The 21,025-nt window shown below is 70.3% G+C and carries 1 protein-coding gene (only partly in view); it reads left to right on the top strand.

Translation table 11 applies throughout. The features are described from left to right. Window positions 1-149 precede the first annotated feature (149 nt). A protein-coding gene (locus tag ACYQ5L_RS35010; RefSeq protein ID WP_459962485.1) for a non-ribosomal peptide synthase/polyketide synthase crosses the window boundary here: on the top strand, window positions 150-21,025 show its 5' portion. Its footprint extends 23,458 nt past the window's final position; only the first 20,876 of its 44,334 coding nucleotides appear in the window; it begins with the start codon at window positions 150-152; its stop codon lies off the right edge, out of view.

Below are 21,025 nucleotides of genomic sequence, written 5' to 3'. Positions count from 1 at the left end.
GCTGGGCGGTACCCCAGAGGATCTCAAGAACAACAAATTACGTGAAGTGACTCCCGAACCACGGACGCCACGCTGAAGCAGCGGTGGCGTCCTGTTCGGGTTTTTCGGCGGGGAGCGCTCTGCGTGGTGTTCCGGAAGCGAGGTTAGTGTTGGACCGGCTGGATTTCGGCGGCAACGGCGAAGCTGGCAGCGAAATCGCACCGGATTCGGGCGCGCTTTTCCCGCTGTCGCCTGCGCAGCTCGGCATCTGGTACGCCCAGCACGTCGACCCGCAGGTGCCGATCAATATCGCCCAGTTCGTGGAGCTGCGCGGTGAGCTGGACATTCCGCTGCTCGAACAGGCCATGGTGCGGGGGTCGGAGGAGTTCGGCTCCGGCTTCCTGCGCATTGTGGAACGCGACGGCGAGCCCATGCAGATGGTCGATCCCACGCTGGACCGCACCATCTACCACGTCGATCTCAGCGAGGCCGCCGATCCGGTCGCCGCGGCGCACGAGTGGATGCGCGCGGACTACTCCGCGCCGCTGAACCTCACCGCGGACCGTCTCATCAAGACCTGCATGCTGCGGCTGGGTGACGGCCATTACTACTGGTACGCGCGCATCCACCACATCGTGCTGGACGGTTTCGGCGCGGTCACCTATATGCAGCGCGTCGCCGAGCTGTACACCGCCTCCGTGCGCGGCGAGGAACCCGCGCCGCACAAGCTGACCGATCTGAAGACGCTGGTCGAGCAGGAATTCGCGTACCGCGACAGCACCCGATTCGCCGCCGACAAGGAGCACTGGGCCGAGCGCATCGCCGGTCTCGAGGACGGCACCAGCCTCGCGGGCCGCTCCGCCCCGCCCGCCGCGGTCAACCGGGTGGCCACCGCCGCCCTCAGTCAGGATCAGACCAGCCTGCTGGACGAGGCTGTGGCCCGCCATGATTCGTCGCCCGCGGCGCTGCTCATCGCCGGTTTCGCCGCCTACCTGGCGCAGTGGACCGGCTCCGCGGACGTCATTCTCAGCCTGCCGGTGACCGCGCGCACCACCGCCATCATGCGGCGCTCCGGCGGTGCGGTGTCGAATATCGTGCCGCTGCGCCTGCACGTCGGCCCCGAGACCACGGTCACCGAGCTGCTCAAGCAGGTGGCGGTCGAGGTGTCCGGCGCACTGCGCCACCAGCGCTACCGCCACGAGGACATTCGCCGCGATTCCGCCGGCGAGGGCGTGGTGACCCGGGAGTTCTTCGGCCCGTGGGTCAACATCATGCTGTTCCACAACGAGGTCGTGCTCGGCGACATAACCGGTGAGTACAGCGTCCTGTCGACCGGTTCCATCGAGGACCTGGGCGTCAACTTCTACCAGTCGGTCAAGGGCACCCGGAATCACATCGATTTCGAGACCAACCCGAACCTGTACTCCGAGGACGAGACCCGGCAGCACCACGCCCGGTTCCTGGAGTTCTTCGACCGCTTCCTGGCGGCGGGGGAGGGTCAGCCCGTGTGGGGGCTGCCCATCACCACCGCGGCCGAGCGCACCCGCACCCTGCTGGAGTGGAACGAGTCGGGCCACGAGGTGCCGACCACCACGCTGCCGGAACTGCTGGACGCGCAGATCCCGCTGACGCCGGACAATATCGCCCTGGAGTTCGAGGGCGAGCAGCTCACCTACGCCGAGTTCGGCGCCCGGGTGAACCGCCTGGCGCGGCACCTCGTCGCCGATGGCGTGGGCCCGGAATCGCTTGTGGCCCTGGGTATGCGGCGGTCCCTCGAGCTGGTGATCGGCATGCACGCGGTGCTGCGCGCCGGTGGCGCGTACGTGCCCATCGACCCGGATCACCCGGCCGATCGCACCGCCTACATCCTGGAATCCGCGGCCCCGGTCTGCGTGCTCACCACCGCGCGCGACCAGCTGGAACTCCCGGAGTCCGTGCGGCGCTTGGAGATCGACACCCTCGACGTGTCGGAGTACTCCGCCGAACCGCTCACCGATGCCGACCGCATCGCCCCGCTGCGCCCGGACAACACCGCCTACGTCATCTACACCTCGGGTTCCACCGGCCGCCCCAAGGGCGTCGCGGTCACCCACCACGCCATCGTCAACCAAGAGCTGTGGATGCTGGACGAGTACCAGCTCACCGCCGACGATGTGTACCTGCAGAAAACGGCGCAGACCTTCGACGTCTCGCTGTGGGGTTACTTCCTGCCGCTCATGGTGGGCGCCAAGCTGATCGTGGCCACCCCGGACGGGCATCGCGATCCGCTCTACGTGGCGGACATGATCCACCGCCACGGCGTCACCGTCACCGACTTCGTGCCGTCCATGCTGACGGTCTTCGTGGCGCATGCTTCCGCTGCGCAATGCGCCACGCTGAAGCACGTTTTCGTGATCGGTGAGGCGCTGCCGCCCGAGACCGGCGCAGGCTTCCGCGCCATTACCGGTGCGGGACTGCACAACCTGTACGGCCCCACCGAGGCCGCGGTCTCGGTGACCTACTGGGAGAACACCGCCGCCGACACCACCCACGTGCCGATCGGCGTGCCCGAGTGGAATGTCGAAGTCTACGTTCTGGATTCGCGCCTGCGCCCGGCCGCCGTCGGCGCGTTCGGCGAGCTGTACCTGGGCGGACGGCAGCTGGCGCGCGGCTACAAGGGCCGCCCGGACCTGACCTCGGACCGCTTCGTCGCGAATCCGTTCTCCAGCACCGGCGAACGCATGTACCGCACCGGCGACCTGGTGCGCTGGATGGAGAACGGCGCGCTGGAATACATCGGCCGCACCGACTTCCAGGTGAAGTTCCGCGGCCAGCGCATCGAGCTCGGCGAGATCGAGACCGATCTGCTCGCGCATCCGGCCGTCAGCCAGGCCGCGGTGCTGGTCATGGACACCGCCACCGGCCAGCAGCTGGTCGCCTACGTGGTGCCCGCGCCCGGTCACACCGTGGACCCGGCGGAGCTGACCCGGTTCGTGGCCGAGAAGCTGCCGTCCTACATGGTCCCGGCCTCGATCATGGTGCTGGACGCGTTCCCGCTCAACACCTCCGGCAAGCTGGACCGCAAGGCCCTGCCCGAGCCGGTGTTCAGCGCGGACGCCGCCGGTTACCGCGCACCGCGCACCGCCGCCGAGGAGATCGTGGCGGGCGTGTTCGCCGATGTGCTCGGCCACGAGCGGGTCGGCATCGACGACAACTTCTTCGACCTGGGCGGCAACTCGCTGGTCGCCACCCAGGTGGTGGCGCGCATCTCGGCCGCGTTCGGCACCCGCCTGGGTGTGCGCGCGCTGTTCGAGACGCCGACCGTGGCGGGCCTGGCCGCGCGCGTGGAATCCGCCGGGCCGTCCGACGTTTCGCGGCCGCCGCTGGTCGCGCAGGAGCGCCCGGACCGGGTGCCGCTATCGCTGGCCCAGCAGCGCATGTGGTTCCTCAATCAGTTCGATCCCAGCGTCCCGACCTACAACCTGCCCTTCGTGGTGCGGTTGCGCGGGCGCGTGGACATCGAGGCGCTGCAGCTCGCGCTCACCGATGTGGTGGCGCGGCAGGAATCGCTGCGCACCGTCTTCCCGGAGTCCGGGGACGGCGGCTTCCAGCGCGTGCTGCCCATGGACGAGGTCGACCTCGGCATCGAGCTCGTCGCCATCGACGAGGCCGGGCTGCACCAGGCCCTGGCCGAATTCGCCTCGCGCGGTTTCGATGTCACGCGCGAGCTGCCCATTCGCGTGCGGGTGTTCCAGGTCGGCGCGGCCGACGGCGACATCGTCGACTACGCCGTCGCGTTCGTGGTGCACCACATCGCCGCGGACGGCTTCTCGTTCGGCCCGCTCTCGCGCGATATGACCGCCGCCTACCTGGCGCGGGTGGCGGGTGAGCAGCCCGGCTGGGCCCCGCTGCCGGTGCAGTACCAGGACTTCAGCATCTGGCAGCGCGAACTGCTGGGCTCGGAATCCGATGCCGGCTCCATGGCCGCGCGCCAGATCGCTTACTGGCGTGCCGCGCTGGCGGGCCTGCCGGATCAGCTGGACCTGCCCGCCGATCGCCCGCGCCCGCCGGTGCAGAGCTTCCGCGGCAACCGCGTCACCTTCGACATTCCGGCCGAACTGCACACGCAGCTCGCCGGACTCGCGCGGGCCCAGGGCGTTTCGCTGTTCATGGTCATGCACTCCGCGCTCGCGGTGCTGCTGGCCCGGCTCTCGGGCACCACCGATATCGCCATCGGCACCCCGGTCGCCGGACGCGGTGAGCAGGCCCTCGACGATCTGATCGGCATGTTCGTCAACACCCTGGTGCTGCGCTCGGAAGTGGATGGGGCCGAACGCTTCACCGACTTCCTGTCCCGCACCCGGGAAACCGATCTGGCGGCCTTCGCCAATACCGACGTGCCCTTCGAGCGCCTCGTGGAGGTGCTCAACCCGACCCGTTCGCAGGCGCGGCATCCGCTGTTCCAGGTCATGCTGTCGTTCCAGGAGATGTCGCACGGCTCCATGGAGCTGCCCGACCTCACCGTCTCCGCGGACGAGCTCGAGGTCGACATCGCCAAGTTCGACCTGCAGTGGACGCTGACCGAGCAGCGCGGCATCAACGGCGAGGCCAACGGTCTGTCGGTGGTGCTGTCCTACGCCACCGATCTGTTCGACGCCCGCACCGTCACCGAATTCGGCCGGCGCTACCTGCGCGTGCTCGAAACCGCCGTCGCCGCACCGGAAACGGTGGTGCGCGATATCGACATCCTGGACGAGGGCGAGCGCGCCACCGTCCTGACCGAGTGGAACCAGACCGCGCGCACGCTGCCCGCGGCGGTGTCGGTGCTGGACCTGTTCGAGGAGCAGGTCCGCATCCGCCCGAACGCCACCGCGCTGATCTTCGATCCGGGCGAGCGCAGCGGCGGCATGTTCGGCCCCGCCGCCGAACTCAGCTATGCCGAGTTCTCCAGCCGGGTGAACCGCCTGGCGCGCAAGCTCATCGCCGAGGGCGTCGGCCCGGAATCGCTGGTGGCGGTCGGCATTCGCCGCTCGGTGGACATGCTGGTCGCCATCTACGCCACTCTGGCGGCGGGCGGCGGCTATGTGCCGGTCGATCCCGATCACCCGGCCGAGCGCACCGATTACGTGCTGGCCAGCTCCAAGCCGGTGGTGCTGCTCACCACCACCGACGATGCCGTGGAGAGCGCGGATTGCCCGGTCCTGCACCTGGATCGGCTGGACCTGACCGAGTTCGACGACGCCCGCATCACCCCGGCCGAGCGGCTGGGCGAGCTGCGCCCGGAGAACGCCGCCTACGTGCTCTACACCTCCGGCTCCACCGGCCGCCCCAAGGGCGTGGCCATCCGGCATTCGGCGGTGCTCAACCAGATCGCCTGGATCACCGCCGAATACGGCATCGACGACACCGATGTGATCCTGCAGAAGACGCCGGTCACCTTCGATGTGTCGGTGTGGGAGCTGTTCGGCACCCTCGCCGTCGGCGCGCAGATGGTCATCGCCGCCCCCGACGGTCACCGCGATCCCCTGTACCTGTCCGAGGTCATCGGCCGGCACCGGGTCACCATGACCTCGTTCGTGCCGTCCATGCTGTCGGTCTTCGCCTCCAGCGCCTCGGCGGCCGAATGCCTGTCGCTGCGTTCGGTTCTGGTCGCCGGTGAGGCGCTGCCGCCCGCCACCGTGACCGCCTTCCGGAAGTTCTCCACCGCGGCCGTGCACAACCTGTACGGCCCGACCGAGTTCACCGTGCACGCCACCTACGCGCCCATCGACAAGCCGGTCGTCACCTCGGTGCCCATCGGCCGGCCGGTGTGGAACGCGCAGACCTACGTCCTCGACGGCGGCCTGCGCCCGGTGCCCGCCGGCGTCCCGGGTGAGCTGTACCTGGGCGGCGCGCAGGTCGCGCGCGGCTACTACGGCCGCCCCGATCTGAGCGCGGAACGCTTCGTCGCCAACCCCTTCGGCGCGCCCGGCTCCCGCCTCTACCGCACCGGTGACCTGGTGCGCTGGAGCCAGACCGAGCCCGGCGTCGTGGAGTACATCGGCCGCACCGACTTCCAGGTGAAGTTCCGCGGCCAGCGCATCGAGCTCGGCGAGATCGAGACCGCCCTGCTCGACCACCCCGCGGTCAGCCAGGCGGTCGTGCTGGTCATGGACACCGTCGCCGGCGATCAGCTGGTCGCCTACCTGGTGACCGGCGGCCCGGTCGACCTCGACAGCGTCAAGACCTGGCTGCACCGCACGCTGCCCGCGTACATGGTGCCCTCGGCCTTCGTGGTGCTGGATGCCTTCCCGCTCAACGCCTCCGGCAAGCTGGACCGCAAGGCGCTGCCCGCGCCGCGCTTCGAGGTGCGCGAGTTCCGCGCCCCGACAACGCCGATCGAGGAGATCGTCGCCCAGATCTTCGGCGAGGTGCTCGGCATCGCGCGCGTCGGCGTGGACGACGACTTCTTCGAGCTCGGCGGCAACTCGCTCATCGCCACCCAGGTCGCCACCCGCCTCGGCACCGCCCTGGACACCCGCGTCCCGGTGCGCATGCTGTTCGAGGCCGCCACCGTGGCGGCGCTGGCCGCGCGGGTGGAATCGCATGTCGGCGACGGCGGCCGCAAGGCGCTGGTGGCCCGCGAGCGTCCGGCCGATATCCCGCTTTCCCTTGCGCAGCAGCGCATGTGGTTCCTCAACCGGTTCGACACCGCCTCGGCGGTCAACAACATCCCGGTCGCCATCCGGCTGTCCGGCGAGCTCGATATCGCGGCCCTGCAGGTCGCCGTCATCGATGTCATCGACCGGCACGAGTCGCTGCGCACCGTCTTCCCGGAGACCCCGAACGGACCGGTGCAGCGGGTTCAGGACGCCGCGCAGATCGTGCCCGATCTGACCCCGGTGCCGGTCACCGAGGCCAACCTCATCGAGCACCTGATCGAGCTGGCCACCATGGCCTTCGACGTCACCGGCGAGGTGCCGCTGCACGCCCGGCTGTTCGAGATCAGCGAGACCGAGTACGTGCTCGGCATGGTGGTGCACCATATCTCCGCCGACGGCTGGTCCATGGGCCCGCTGGCCCGCGACGTCATGGTCGCCTACGCCGCCCGCACCTCCTGGGAGGCCCCGGCGTGGGCCGAACTGCCGGTGCAGTACGCGGACTACGCGCTGTGGCAGCGCGAGGTGCTCGGTTCCGAGGACGATCCGAACTCGCTGATCTCCAAGCAGATCCGGTACTGGAGCGAGGGTCTGGCGGATCTGCCGGACGAGCTGGTGCTGCCCTGGGACCGGCAGCGGCCGGCCGTGGCCAGCTACCGCGGCGGCACCTACCCGTTCGCCATCTCCGCCGAGACCCAGCAGCGCCTGCTGGATCTGGGCCGCCGGCACAATGCCTCGCTGTTCATGGTGCTGCACTCCGCGCTGGCGGTGCTGCTGGCCCGGCTGTCGGGAACCAGCGATATCGCCATCGGCACCCCGGTGCACGGCCGCGGTGAGGCCGCGCTCGACGACCTCATCGGCATGTTCGTCAACACCCTGGTGCTGCGCACCGAGGTGAACAATGACACCACCTTCGCCGAACTGCTCGCCACCGCGCGCGATACCGACCTGCACGCCTTCGCCCACGCCGACGTGCCGTTCGAACGCCTCGTCGAGGTGCTCAACCCGGCGCGCTCGCAGGCGCGGCACCCGCTGTTCCAGGTCATGCTGACCTTCCAGAACACCCGGCAGGCCAGCCTGGAACTGCCCGGACTCTCGGTCAACGGCATCGACTACGACCCGGGCCTGGCCAAGTTCGACCTGCAGCTGACCCTGCAGGAGACCCAGGACGCGCACGGTGAGAACGCGGGCATGTCCGCCGAGTTCTCCTATGCCCTGGATCTTTTCGACGAGTCCACCGTCGCGGCGTTCGCGCACCGGCTGGATCTGATCCTGGACGCGGTCGCCACCGATCCGGAGCGGCCGATCGGCGATATCGATCTGCTGATCGGCGACGAGCGCGCCAAGGTCCTCTCGGGCTGGAACGACACGGACTTCGAGCTTGGGCGCGTCCTGCCCGCGCTGCCCGAAGGCGCGGCGGCGACGCTGGTTTCGCTCTTCGAGGCACAGGCTCTGACCAGCCCCGATGCGCCTGCCGTCAGCTTCGAGGGGACAAGTCTGTCCTACGCCGAGTTCTCGGCGCGGGTGCACCGCCTGGCCCGCAAGCTCATGGCCGACGGCGTCGGAGCGGAATCGCTTGTGGCGCTGGCCATCCGGCGCTCGCTCGACCTCGTGGTCGCCATGTACGCGGTGCTGGAGGCCGGTGGCGCGTATGTGCCGCTGGATCCGGACCAGCCGGCAGAGCGCATCGACTACGTGCTGGACACCGCCCGCCCGGCGGCCATCCTCACCACCGGCCGCGACGACTTCGTGACCGGCCGCAATGTGCCGGTGCTCGAGGTGGATTCGATCGACCTCGACGGCTACTCGGCCGAGCCGATCACCGATGCCGAACGCGGACGGGCGATCTCGCCAGCGCACACCGCCTACGTGATCTTCACCTCCGGTTCGACCGGCCGCCCGAAGGGCGTCGCGGTCGAGCACGGCGCGATCGTCAACCGCCTGCTGTGGATGCAGCACGAGTACCCGATCGGCGCGGACGACGCGGTGCTGCAGAAGACCCCGGCCACCTTCGACGTGTCGGTGTGGGAGTTCTTCTGGCCCTTGCAGACCGGGGCGCGCCTGGTCGTGGCCAAGCCGGACGGGCACCGTGATCCGGTCTATCTGGCGCAGGTCATCGCCGAGGAAGGCATCACCACCGCGCACTTCGTGCCGTCCATGCTGTCGGTCTTCGTGGCCACCCTGGGCAACGAGAACGGTGACTCCGTGCTGCCCGCGCCGCGGCTGCGGCAGGTCTTCGCCTCCGGTGAGGCGCTGCCCGCGCCGACCGCGCAGAAGCTGCGCGAGCTGACCGGCGCGCGCCTGCACAACCTGTACGGCCCCACCGAGGCCGCCGTCGACGTCACCTACCACGAGGTCACCGAGGCCGACACCGTGTTCGTGCCGATCGGCCGGCCGGTGTGGAACACCCGCACCTACGTCCTGGACGCCCGGCTGCGACCCGTCGCACCGGGTATCGCGGGTGAGCTCTATCTGGCGGGCGATCAGCTGGCCCGCGGCTATCTCGGCCGCCCGGACCTGTCCGCGGACCGCTTCGTCGCCAACCCGTACGGCGCGCCCGGCGCGCGCATGTACCGCACCGGCGACCTCGTCACCTGGACCGCCGACGGCGAGCTGAACTACCTGGGCCGCACCGACTTCCAGGTCAAGCTGCGCGGTCTGCGCATCGAGCTGGGCGAGATCGAGGCCGCGCTGCTGGCCGAGCCCGGCATCGCGCAGTCGGTCGTGGTGGTGCGCAACGATCCGCACGCCGGCGATCAGCTCGTGGGCTACGTGGTCCGCGAGCAGGACGCCGTGGTGGACGCCGACGCGGTGAAGGCCGCGCTGGGCCGCTCGCTGCCCGCGTACATGGTGCCCTCGGCCCTGGTGGTCCTGGACGCCTTCCCGGTCAATGCCTCCGGCAAGCTGGATCGCAAGGCGCTGCCCGCACCGGTCTTCGAGGCCAAGCGTTTCCGCGCGCCCTCGACCCCGATCGAGGAGATCACCGCGCAGATCTTCGCCGACCTGCTCGGCGTGGAACGCGTCGGCGTGGACGACGACTTCTTCGAACTCGGCGGCAACTCCCTCGTCGCCACCCAGGCCGTGGCGCGGCTGTCGGCCGCGCTGAACGCCGAGATCGGCGTGCGCGTGCTGTTCGAGGCCCCGACCGTGGCGGCGCTGGCCGCCCGGGTGGAATCGCACGCCGGAACCGGTGTGCGCCAAGCCCTCACCGCCCAGACTCGGCCGGAGCACCCGCCGCTGTCGCTGGCACAGCAGCGCATGTGGTTCCTCAACCGGTTCGACACCGACTCGGCCGCCAACAACATTCCCGCGGCCGTCCGCCTCACCGGCGCACTGGATCTCGACGCCCTGCGCGGCGCCGTCGCCGATGTGATGGCGCGGCACGAATCGCTGCGCACCGTCTACCCGTCGCACGAGGGCGTCGCCTACCAGAAGGTGCTGCCCACCGCGCGGGCCATTCCGCAGCTCGACGTGGTCGAGGTCGACGAGGCCGAACTATTCGGTGCGATCTACGAATTCGCCGGTCGCGGCTTCGATGTCACCGCCGAGCTGCCGGTGCGGCTGCGGGCCTTCCAGGTCGCCGCCGACGATTACGTGCTCGTACTGGTGGCGCACCACATCGCCGCCGACGGATTCTCGATGAACCCGCTGGTGCGCGATCTCATGACCGCCTATGTGGCGCGCAGCAACGGCGAGGCCCCGGGCTGGCCGGAACTGCCGGTGCAGTACGCCGATTACGCGCTGTGGCAGCGGGAAACCCTGGGCTCCGAAGAGGATCCGCGCTCGCTGGTCACCGAGCAGCTCGACTACTGGCGTACCGCCCTCAACGGCCTGCCGGACGAGCTGCGGCTGTCCAGCAAGGCGCGTCCGGCCGTCGCCTCCTACGGTGCGGGCACGCACCGCTTCCAGGTGCCGGGCGAGCTCATCACCGGCCTGAACCGTGTGGCGCAGCAGCACGGCACCACGCTGTTCATGGTGGTGCACAGTGCTTTCGCCGCGCTGCTGGCGCGCCTGAGCGGCACCGACGACATCGCCGTCGGCATCCCGGTCGCGGGCCGTGGCGAGCAGGCGCTCGACGATCTCGTCGGCATGTTCGTCAACACCCTGGTACTGCGTTCGCAGGTGGACACCGGCGACACCTTCGCCGATCTGCTGAAGCAGGTGCGTGAGCGCGACCTGCAGGCCTTCGCCCACGCGGACGTGCCGTTCGAGCGCCTCGTCGAGGTGCTCAACCCGGCGCGCTCGCAGGCGCGGCACCCGCTGTTCCAGGTCATGCTCTCCTTCCAGAACCTGGGCCGCACCGCCCTGGAACTGCCGGGCCTGCGCGTGGCCGAGCTGGGCGTGGACCAGCAGACGGCCAAATTCGATCTGCAGCTGACGCTGAGCGAGATCGCCGACGACGACCGCGGCATGGCCGCCGAACTCGTCTACGCCACCGACCTTTTCGACGGCGCGTTCGCCGACACCTTCGCGCAGCGGTTCGTGCGCGTGCTCAGCGCCGTGGTCGCCGACCCGGCCATGCGGGTCGGGGATGTGGAGTTGCTCGACTACATCGAGCGCAACCAGGTGCTGCACGCCTGGAACGACACCGCCTTCGATCTGGACGCGGCGCTGCCCGAGGTCGCCGAAGGCGCTGCCGCCACGCTGGTCTCGCTGTTTGAGAACCAGGTCGCGCTGACCCCCGATGCCATGGCGGTCACGTTCGAGGGGACGAGTCTGTCCTACGCCGAGTTCGCCGGTCGCGTCCGGCAGCTGGCGCGCTGGCTCATCGCCGCGGGCGTGGGGCCGGAATCCTTTGTGGCGCTCGGTATGCGCCGCTCGCTCGATCTGGTGGTCGGCATGTACGCCGTCACCGTGGCCGGTGGCGCGTACGTGCCGCTGGACCCGGATCACCCGGCCGAGCGCACCCAGTACATCCTCGAGACCGCACAGCCGGTCTGCGTGCTGACTTCCGGCAATGATCTGGAAGAGGTTGCCGCACGCCAGGTTCGTATCGACGAGCTGGAGCTGTCGGCCTTCGCCGACACTCCGGTCACCGATGCCGAGCGTCGCACGCCGCTGCGCCCGCAGAACACCGCGTACGTCATCTTCACCTCGGGTTCGACCGGCCGCCCCAAGGGCGTCGCGGTCTCGCACGCCGCCATCGTCAACCGCCTGGTGTGGATGCACGCCCAATACGCGCTGGCCGCCTACGATGTCGTGCTGCAGAAGACGCCCTCCACCTTCGACGTGTCGGTGTGGGAGTTCTTCTGGCCGTTGCAGGTCGGTGCGCGACTGGTGGTCGCCAAGCCGGACGGCCACCGCGATCCCGCCTACCTGATCCGCCTCATTCAGGCCGAGCAGGTCACCACGCTGCACTTCGTGCCGTCCATGCTGGCCGTGTTCGTGGCCGAGGACGGCGTCGCCGGATGCACCTCGCTGCGCAATGTCTTCGCCTCCGGTGAGGGCCTGCCCGCGCCGACCGCACAGCAGCTGCGCGCGCTGACCGGCGCGCGCCTGCACAACCTGTACGGCCCCACCGAGGCCGCCGTCGACGTCACCTACCACGAGGTGACCGATGCCGATCTGGCCTCCGTGCCGATCGGCGCCCCGGTCTTCAATACCCAGGTGTACGTGCTGGATTCGCGGCTGCGGCCGGTGCCGGTGGGTACCGCGGGTGAGCTCTATCTGGCGGGCGATCAGCTGGCCACCGGCTATGTGGCGCGGGCCGACCTGACCTCGGATCGCTTCGTGGCCAATCCGTTCGGCCACGGCGAGCGCATGTACCGCACCGGCGACCTGGTGGTGTGGACCCCGGCCGGGGAACTGGAATACCTGGGCCGCACCGACTTCCAGGTGAAGCTGCGCGGTCTGCGCATCGAGCTCGGCGAGATCGAGTCGGCGCTCACCGCGCTGCCCGCCGTCGCGCAGTCCGTCGTCGTGGTGCGCCAGGACGAGCGCACCGGCGATCAGCTGGTGGCCTACCTGGTCGCGGCCGACGGGCATCTCGACACCGAGGCCGTGAAGGACGCGCTCGCACAGCAGCTTCCGGCCTACATGGTGCCCGCGGCCTTCATGGTCCTCGACGCCTTCCCGCTCAATGCCTCCGGCAAGCTGGATCGCAAGGCGCTGCCCGCGCCGACCTTCGCCGTCGCCGCCTACCGCGCCCCGGAGACCCCGGTGCAGCAGACCGTGGCCGGCGTCTTCGCCGATGTGCTCGGCAGCGAGCGGGTCGGCCTGGACGACGACTTCTTCGAGCTCGGCGGCAACTCACTCATCGCCACCCAGGTGATCGCGCGCCTGTCCGCCGCCCTCGACGCCGATATCCCGCTGCGCAGCCTGTTCGAGGCCACCACCGTGGCCGCCCTCGCCGCGCAACTGGAATCGCGCGTCGGCACCGGCACGCGCACGCCGCTCGCGCCGCAGGAGCGCCCCGAGCTGGTGCCGCTGTCCCCGGCGCAGCAGCGCATGTGGTTCCTCAACCGCTTCGACAACCGCACCGCCGTCAACAACATCCCGGTGGCGCTGAAGCTCACCGGCGAGATCGACACCGCGGCCTTCGCCGCCGCCATCGGCGATGTGCTGGCCCGGCACGAGGCGCTGCGCACCATCTACCCGGAGGTCGAGGGCGACGGCTACCAGCGGGTGCTGGGGCTGTCCGAGATCGACTTCGAGGTGCGCGCCGAGAATGTCACGGCCGCCGAACTGCCCGCGCGCATCACCGCGCTGGCGAGCGTCTTCTTCGACGTCACCCGCGAACTGCCGTTCCGCGCGACGGTGCTCAGCCTGAGCGAGACCGAGCACGTGCTGGTCCTGGTGCTGCACCACATCAGCGCCGACGGCTTCTCGCTGCGCCCGCTGCTGCGCGACGTGGTCGCCGCCTACTTCGCCCGCAGCGGGGGAGAGGCCCCGGCCTGGACGCCGCTGCCGGTGCAGTACGCCGACTACGCGCTGTGGCAGCGCGAGGTGCTCGGCGCGGAGACCGATCCGGAATCGGCGGCCGCCGAGCAGATCGCCTACTGGACCCGGCAGCTGGCCGACCTGCCCGAGCAGATCGAGCTCCCGGCCGATCGGCCGCGACCGGAGATCGCCACCAATGCCGGTGGCACCCACGACTTCTCGATCGACGCCGAGCTGTACCGGAACCTGACCGCGCTCGCCCGCGAGCACGACGTCACCCTGTTCATGGTGCTGCACGCCGCGCTGGCCACCTGGTCGGCGCGCCTGTCGCGGTCCACCGACATCGCCATCGGCACGCCCATCGCGGGCCGTGGCGAGAAGGCCCTCGACGATCTCGTCGGCATGTTCGTCAACACCCTGGTGCTGCGCACCGAGGTGCGGCCGGACGCACCGTTCCGCGAGCTGCTCGCCCAGGCGCGGCGCACCGACCTGGCCGCCTTCGCGCACGCCGACGTGCCGTTCGAGCGGCTGGTCGACGTGCTCAGCCCGGTGCGCTCGCAGGCGCACCACCCGCTGTTCCAGGTCGCACTCACCTTCGAGGCCGCGAGCGCCAAGGACGCGGGCGCGGTCGCGCTGCCGGGGCTGGATATCGAGGCCGTCGAATTCGACGCGGGCACCGCGAAATTCGATGTGCAGCTGACCGTGGGCGAGCGCGCCGACGGCTCGCTGGGGCTGTCCTGGAACTACGCCACCGATCTGTTCGACCCGGAGACCATCGCCTCCTTCGCCGAACGCCTGGTCCGCATCCTGCGCACCGTCGCCGACGATCCGGCCGTGCTGGTCGGCGATATCGATCTGCTGGGTGAGGCCGAGCGCCGCGATGTCTCGGAGCGCTGGGTGTCCGCGGGCGATGACATCGTCGCCGTGGCGCGGGCGGCGCGCAGCACGGTCGAAGCGGCCGCGCGGGCGCTGGCCGAGGACGGCAACCGGGCCGACGGCGATCCGGCGAGCCCGGTCGATCCGGCCGCCCTGACCGCCGCGGGCGTGGAGAGCGCCGCCGCGGCCCTGGCCCACGCCACCCGTCTGCCCGTCGGCGGTTCCGCGCTGTCCGCCGCGCGCCTGAATCAGTTCGTGGATCCGGACGCCACGCTGTCCGGGCTGTTCGACGCGGCCGTGGCCGCCTACCCGGACCGGGTCGCGGTGCGCTTCGGCGAGGAAGAGCTCACCTACGGTGATCTCGACCGTCGCGCGAATGTGCTGGCGCGCAGGCTGATCGCCGACGGCGCGGGACCGGAGTCCCTGGTCGCGGTGCTGCTGCCGCGCTCCGCCGACCTGGTGGTGGCGCTGCTGGCCGTGATCAAGACCGGTGCGGGCTATGTGCCGGTGGACCCGACCTACCCGGCCGATCGCATTGCCTACGTGCTGTCGGATGCCGAGCCGACCAGCGTGATCATCGACTCCACCGTGCAGGTGGAGCTCCCCGCCGAACTGCCCGCCGTTTCCCTGGACGGCTTCTCGCTCGAGGCCGGGGATATCGAGGACGCGGCCGACGCGCCCATTACCGATGCCGACCGCCGGGCCGCGCTGCGTCCCGAGCACGTGGCCTACGTCATCTACACCTCCGGCTCCACCGGCCGCCCCAAGGGCGTGGCCGTGGCGCACCGGAATGTGGTGCGGCTCATGGCCAATACCGATCGCGAGTTCGGTTTCGGGCCCGATGACGTGTGGACGCTGTTCCACTCCTACGCCTTCGACTTCTCGGTGTGGGAGCTGTGGGGTCCGCTGCTCTACGGCGGCAAGCTCGTGGTCGTCGACTACTACGTGTCGCGCTCGCCGGAGCAGTTCCTGGAACTGCTGCGCCGCGAGCAGGTCACCGTGCTCAACCAGACCCCGTCGGCGTTCTACCAGCTGGCCGAGGCCGATCGCATTGCCGCCGCGGCGAGCCGCGAATCGCATACCGAGGCCGGTGCCGACCAGGCCCTCGCCCTGCGCTACGTGGTCTTCGGCGGCGAGGCGCTCGAGCTGCGCCGCCTCGCCGATTGGGTTGCGCGCCACGGCGACGGCTGTGTCGATGCGGCCACCGGCGTGCGGGCCGGCGGTCCGCAGCTGGTCAATATGTACGGCATCACCGAGACCACCGTGCACGTCTCGCACCGTGTGCTCGATGCCGAGACCATCGCCGCGGCAACGGGTTCCGTGGTCGGCCGCGCCATCGCCGGGCTGCGGGTATATGTGCTCGACGACCGCCTGCACCCGGTGCCGGTGGGCGTCGCGGGCGAAATGTACGTCGCCGGACCGCAATTGGCGCGCGGCTACCTCGGCCGCCCCGACCTGAGCGCCGCCCGCTTCGTCGCCAGCCCGTTCGGCGAGCCGGGCAGCCGCCTGTACCGCTCCGGTGACGTGGCGCGCTGGAACCGTTTCGGCGAACTCGAATACCTCGGCCGCGCCGACGATCAGGTCAAGGTGCGCGGCTTCCGTATCGAGCTCGGCGAGATCGAGGCCGCCGTGCTCGGCCAGCCGGGCGTGGCCCAGGCCGCCGTCATCGTGCGCGAGGACCAGCCGGGCGATCAGCGCATCGTGGCGTACGTGGTGCCAGAGGGCTCCGACTCCGACGCGGCGCTGGCCGCCTCGGCCGTCGGTACGACCATCGGCTCGGACGAGTGGCTGCACACCGTCCGCGACGGTGCGGCGGAACGCCTGCCGTCCTACATGGTTCCCTCGGCCCTCGTGGTCATGGCCGCCATTCCGCTGACCGTCAACGGCAAGCTGGACCGCCGCGCCCTGCCCGCCCCGGCGGTGCAGGCCCGCGCCTTCCGCGCGCCGGAGACGCCGACGCAGGAGACCGTGGCCGCCGTGTTCGCGGAGGTCCTGGACCTGGCGCGGGTCGGCCTGGACGACGACTTCTTCGAGCTGGGCGGCAACTCGCTCATCGCCACCCGGGTGGTGTCGCGCATCGGCGCGGCGCTGGACACCACGGTCGCGGTGCGCACCCTGTTCGAGGCCACCACCGTGGAGGCCCTGGCCGCCCGCATCGAATCGCATGCCGACGGTGCGTCCCGCGCCAAGCTGGTCGCGCGCCCGCGCCCGGCCGGGGAACTGGTGCCGCTGTCGTTCGCGCAGCAGCGCATGTGGTTCCTCAACCAGTACGACACCTCCTCGGCGGCCTACAACCTGCCGCTGGCCATCCGCCTCACCGGCGAACTCGATACCGCCGCACTGGAACTCGCGGTCGCCGATGTGGTGCGTCGGCACGAGTCGCTGCGCACCCGCTACCCGGAGCACGGCGGCACGCCGATGCAGGTGGTCGTCCCGGCCGAGCAGGTCGCGCTCGATCTGCGCCCGGTCACGGTCGCGCCGGAGAGCCTGACCGAGGCCGTGACGGCGTTCGCGACGCTGGGCTTCAATGTCGCCGATCAGGTTCCGTTGCGCGCCCGCCTGTTCCGCGTCGCCACCCCGGCTGCGGCCGACGAGGACTCGAACGAGGCTGCCGCCGAGGCAGACTCGGTCACGCGCGAGCATGTGCTCGTCGTGGTCGTGCACCACATCGCCGGTGACGGTTTCTCCATGGCCCCGCTGACCCGCGATGTCATGACCGCCTACACCGCGCGCACCCTGGGCGCGGCGCCCGGCTGGGCCCCGCTGGCCATCCAGTACGCCGATTTCGCCATCTGGCAGCGGGAAGTGCTGGGCTCGGAAGAGGATTCGTCCTCGCTCATGGCCCGCCAGGTCGCCTACTGGCAGCGCGTGCTCGACGGCGTGCCGGACGAGCTGGCGCTGCCGACCGACCGGCCGCGGCCCGCCGTCGCCTCGCATCGGGGCGCGACGCTGCACCGCAGCCTGTCGCCGGAACTGCTCGGGGCGCTGGAAGACGTTGCCCGGCAGCGGGGTTCCTCGCTGTTCATGGTCATGCACAGCGCCCTCGCGGTGCTGCTGGCCCGGTTGTCCGGCGGCGATGACATCGCCATCGGCACGCCGGTCGCCGGTCGCGGCGAGGCGGCGCTGGACGACCTGGTCGGCATGTTCGTCAATACCCTGGTGCTGCGCACCGGCATCGATCCGGCCGAATCCTTCTCGGATCTGCTCGATCGGGCCCGGCACGCCGACCTCGACGCCTTCGGCAATGCCGATGTGCCGTTCGAGCGCTTGGTCGAACTGCTCGCGCCCGAGCGCTCGCAGGCCCGCAACCCGCTGTTCCAGGTCATGCTGGCCTTCCAGAACCTGGATCGCGCCAGCCTGGAACTGCCGGGGCTGACGGTCTCCGCGCTGGATCTCGAGGAGAACATCTCCCGCTTCGATATGCAGTTCACGCTGTCGGAACGGGACACGGGCGGGAGCGGGGCGGGATCCGGCACAGGCATGGCGCTGGCGCTCACCTACGCCACCGACCTGTTCGACGAGACCACCGCCGACAGCTTCGCGCAGCGCTGGCTGCGGGTGCTGGAGGCGATCGCCGCGAATCCGGAGATCGCGGTCGGGGCCATCGACATCCTGGATCAGGACGAGCGCGCCGATCTGGTGAGCCGTTTCGGCCGCCCGGCCGTTCCGGCGCGCACCCTGCCGCAGCTGCTGGCCGACGCCGTTTCGCTCAACCCGAGCGCGCCCGCCGTGGTGCAGAGTTCGATTGACGGCTCGCCGTCGCAGGGGACGAGTCTGTCCTATGGCGAGCTCGACGAGCGCTCGAACCGCTTGGCGCGCCTGCTGATTCAGCGCGGCATCGGTACGGAGAACCTGGTCGCCATCGCGGTGCCGCGGTCCGCGGATTCGTATTTCGCCGAATGGGCGGTGTCCAAGACCGGTGCGGCCTTCGTGCCGGTGGACCCGAACTACCCGGCCGACCGCATCGCCCACATGGTCACCGACTCCGGTTCGCCGGTCGGCCTGACCGTGGCCTCGGTGCGCGCCGATCTGCCGGAATCGGTGGAATGGCTGGTCCTGGACGAACTCGACCTGGACGCCTTCGCGGCCACCGCCATTGCCGACGCCGATCGGGTGCGGCCGCTGCGGCCGGAGCATCCGGCGTATGTCATCTACACCTCCGGTTCCACCGGCGTGCCCAAGGGCGTCGTGGTCACCCACGCCGGCCTGGCCAACTTCTGCCTCGAGCAGACCATTCGCTACGAGCTCGACTCCGGTTCGCGGGCACTGCATTTCGCCTCGCCGTCGTTCGACGCGTCCATGCTGGAATTCCTGCTCGCCATCGGCGCGGGCGGCACCCTCGTGGTGGTGCCGCCGGGCGTGTACGGCGGCGAGGAACTGTCCGAGCTGATCAAGCGCGAGCGGGCCACGCACGCCTTCATCACCCCGGCCGCGCTGTCCACCTTCGGCCCGGCCGGACTGGACTCGCTGCGCGTGCTGGTCGCCGGTGGTGAAGCCGTTCCGGCCGACCTGGTCGAGAAGTGGGCGGTTCCGCTGGCGGACGGCACCATGCGCGCCTTCCACAATGGTTACGGCCCGACCGAGACCACCATCATGACCAATATCAGCGAGGCGCTCGAGCCCGGTGAGCTGGTCACCATCGGCGGCCCGATCCGCGGCATGCAGTCGCTGATCCTCGACAACCGGCTGCGCCCCGTGCCGGTCGGTGTCGCGGGTGAGCTGTATCTGTCGGGCATTCAGCTGGCGCGCGGCTACCACGCCCGCCCGGGTCTGACCGCCGATCGGTTCGTCGCCAACCCGTACGTCGAGGGTGCGCGGATGTACCGCACCGGTGACGTGGTCCGCTGGACCCCTGCCGGTGAGGTCGAGTACGTCGGCCGTTCCGACTTCCAGGTGAAGGTCCGCGGTTTCCGCATCGAGCTCGGTGAGATCGACGCGGCCCTGGCGTCGCACGAGACCGTGGACTTCGCGGTCACGGTCGGTCACAAGAACGCCGCGGGCGCGGTGTCGCTGGTGTCGTATGTGGTTGCCACGCCGGGTCATACGATCGATGTCGCCACCGTCACCGCGCATGTCGAGCAGCGTCTGCCCGCGTACATGGTGCCGTCGTCGGTGATGATCATCGACCGGGTGCCGCTGACTCCGGTCGGCAAGCTGGACCGCAAGGCCCTGCCCGAGCCGGTGTTCGCGACCGAGGTCACCTTCCGGGCCCCGCGCAATGCCGTCGAGCACACCATTGCCGAGGTCTTCGCCGAGGTGCTCGGCGTGGAGCGGGTCGGCATCGACGATTCGTTCTTCGCCCTGGGCGGCGACTCCATCGTCTCCATTCAGCTGGTGTCGCGGGCCAAGGCGCGCGGGGTGGTCTTCAGCCCGCGCGACGTGTTCGAACAGCGCACCGTCTCCGGACTGGCCGCCGTCGCGGAAACCACCGACGGCCAGGGTGATTCGGCTCCGCAGCTGACCGAGCTGCCGGGCGGCGGCGTGGGTGTCATGCCGCTGACGCCGGTCGTCCGGTTCATGGTGGAGCGGCCGGGCTCGTTCGGGCGCTTCAACCAGACCATGGCTCTCGAACTGCCGATCGGCATCGATCGCGCGGGCATCGCCGCCACCGTCGGCGCGGTCATCGACCGCCACGACATGCTGCGCTCGCGCCTGCGCCGGGTGCCCGGGGCGGACTGGATCGTGGAAACCGTCGAGCCCGGCACCATCGACGTGGACGCGCTCATCGACCGCGTCGAGTTCGATGCGGCCGTGAGCGACGATCAGCTCGTCGAGATCGCCTCCGCCGCACTGGATGCCACCCTCGATCGACTGGATCCCGCTGCGGGCGTGGTCATCCGGTTCGTCTGGCTGGAGCCGACGGATCAGAGCCGCGCCGGCCGCCTCATCGTCGCCGCCCACCACCTCGTGGTCGACGGCGTCACCTGGCGAATCCTGGTGCCGGACTTCGTCACCGCCTGGGGCCAGCTGTCCGCCGGACAGACCCCCGAGCTCATCGCGCCCGCCACCAGCATGCGCACCTGGGCGCACGCCCTCGAGCGGGAAGCCGCCACCGAGGCGCGCCTGGCCGAGCTCGACTACTGGCGCACGGTCGTCGACGGCCCGGACCCGCTGCTCACCGAGCGGCCCCTGGATCCGGCCGTGGACGTCACCGCCGTCATCGAGAAGCATCGCGTCGAGGTTTCCGCCGAGACCACCAAGGCGCTGCTCACCACCGTGCCCGCGCTGTTCCACGGCGGCGTCAATGACGGTCTGCTGACCGCGCTGGCGCTGGCCGTCGCGAAGTGGCGCGCGGACAAGGGAATCGGCGCGGGGGAGAAGGCCGAGGGGCACAACACAGCCCTCGTCCGCCTGGAAGGCCACGGCCGCGAGGAAGAGGTCGTGCCGGGCGCGGATCTGTCCCGCACGGCCGGCTGGTTCACCGCCATCTTCCCGGTCCGCTTCGACCTCACCGGTATCGACGTGGACGCCGCGCTGGCGGGTGGCCCGGCCATGGGCCGCGCCATCAAGGCCATCAAGGAGCAGCTGCTCGCGGTGCCGGACAAGGGCATCGGCTACGGGCTGCTGCGGTACCTGAACCAGGCCACCGCCGATCAGCTGCCCAAGCAGCTGCCCGGCCAGGTCAGCTTCAACTACCTGGGCCGGGTCAACGAGGGCGATGTGCCCGAGGCGCT

The sequence above is a fragment of the Nocardia sp. IFM 10818 genome, assembly GCF_054655275.1.
The sequence above is the reverse complement of the archived record's forward strand: the minus strand, read 5'-3'. Positions and strand labels throughout refer to the sequence as shown.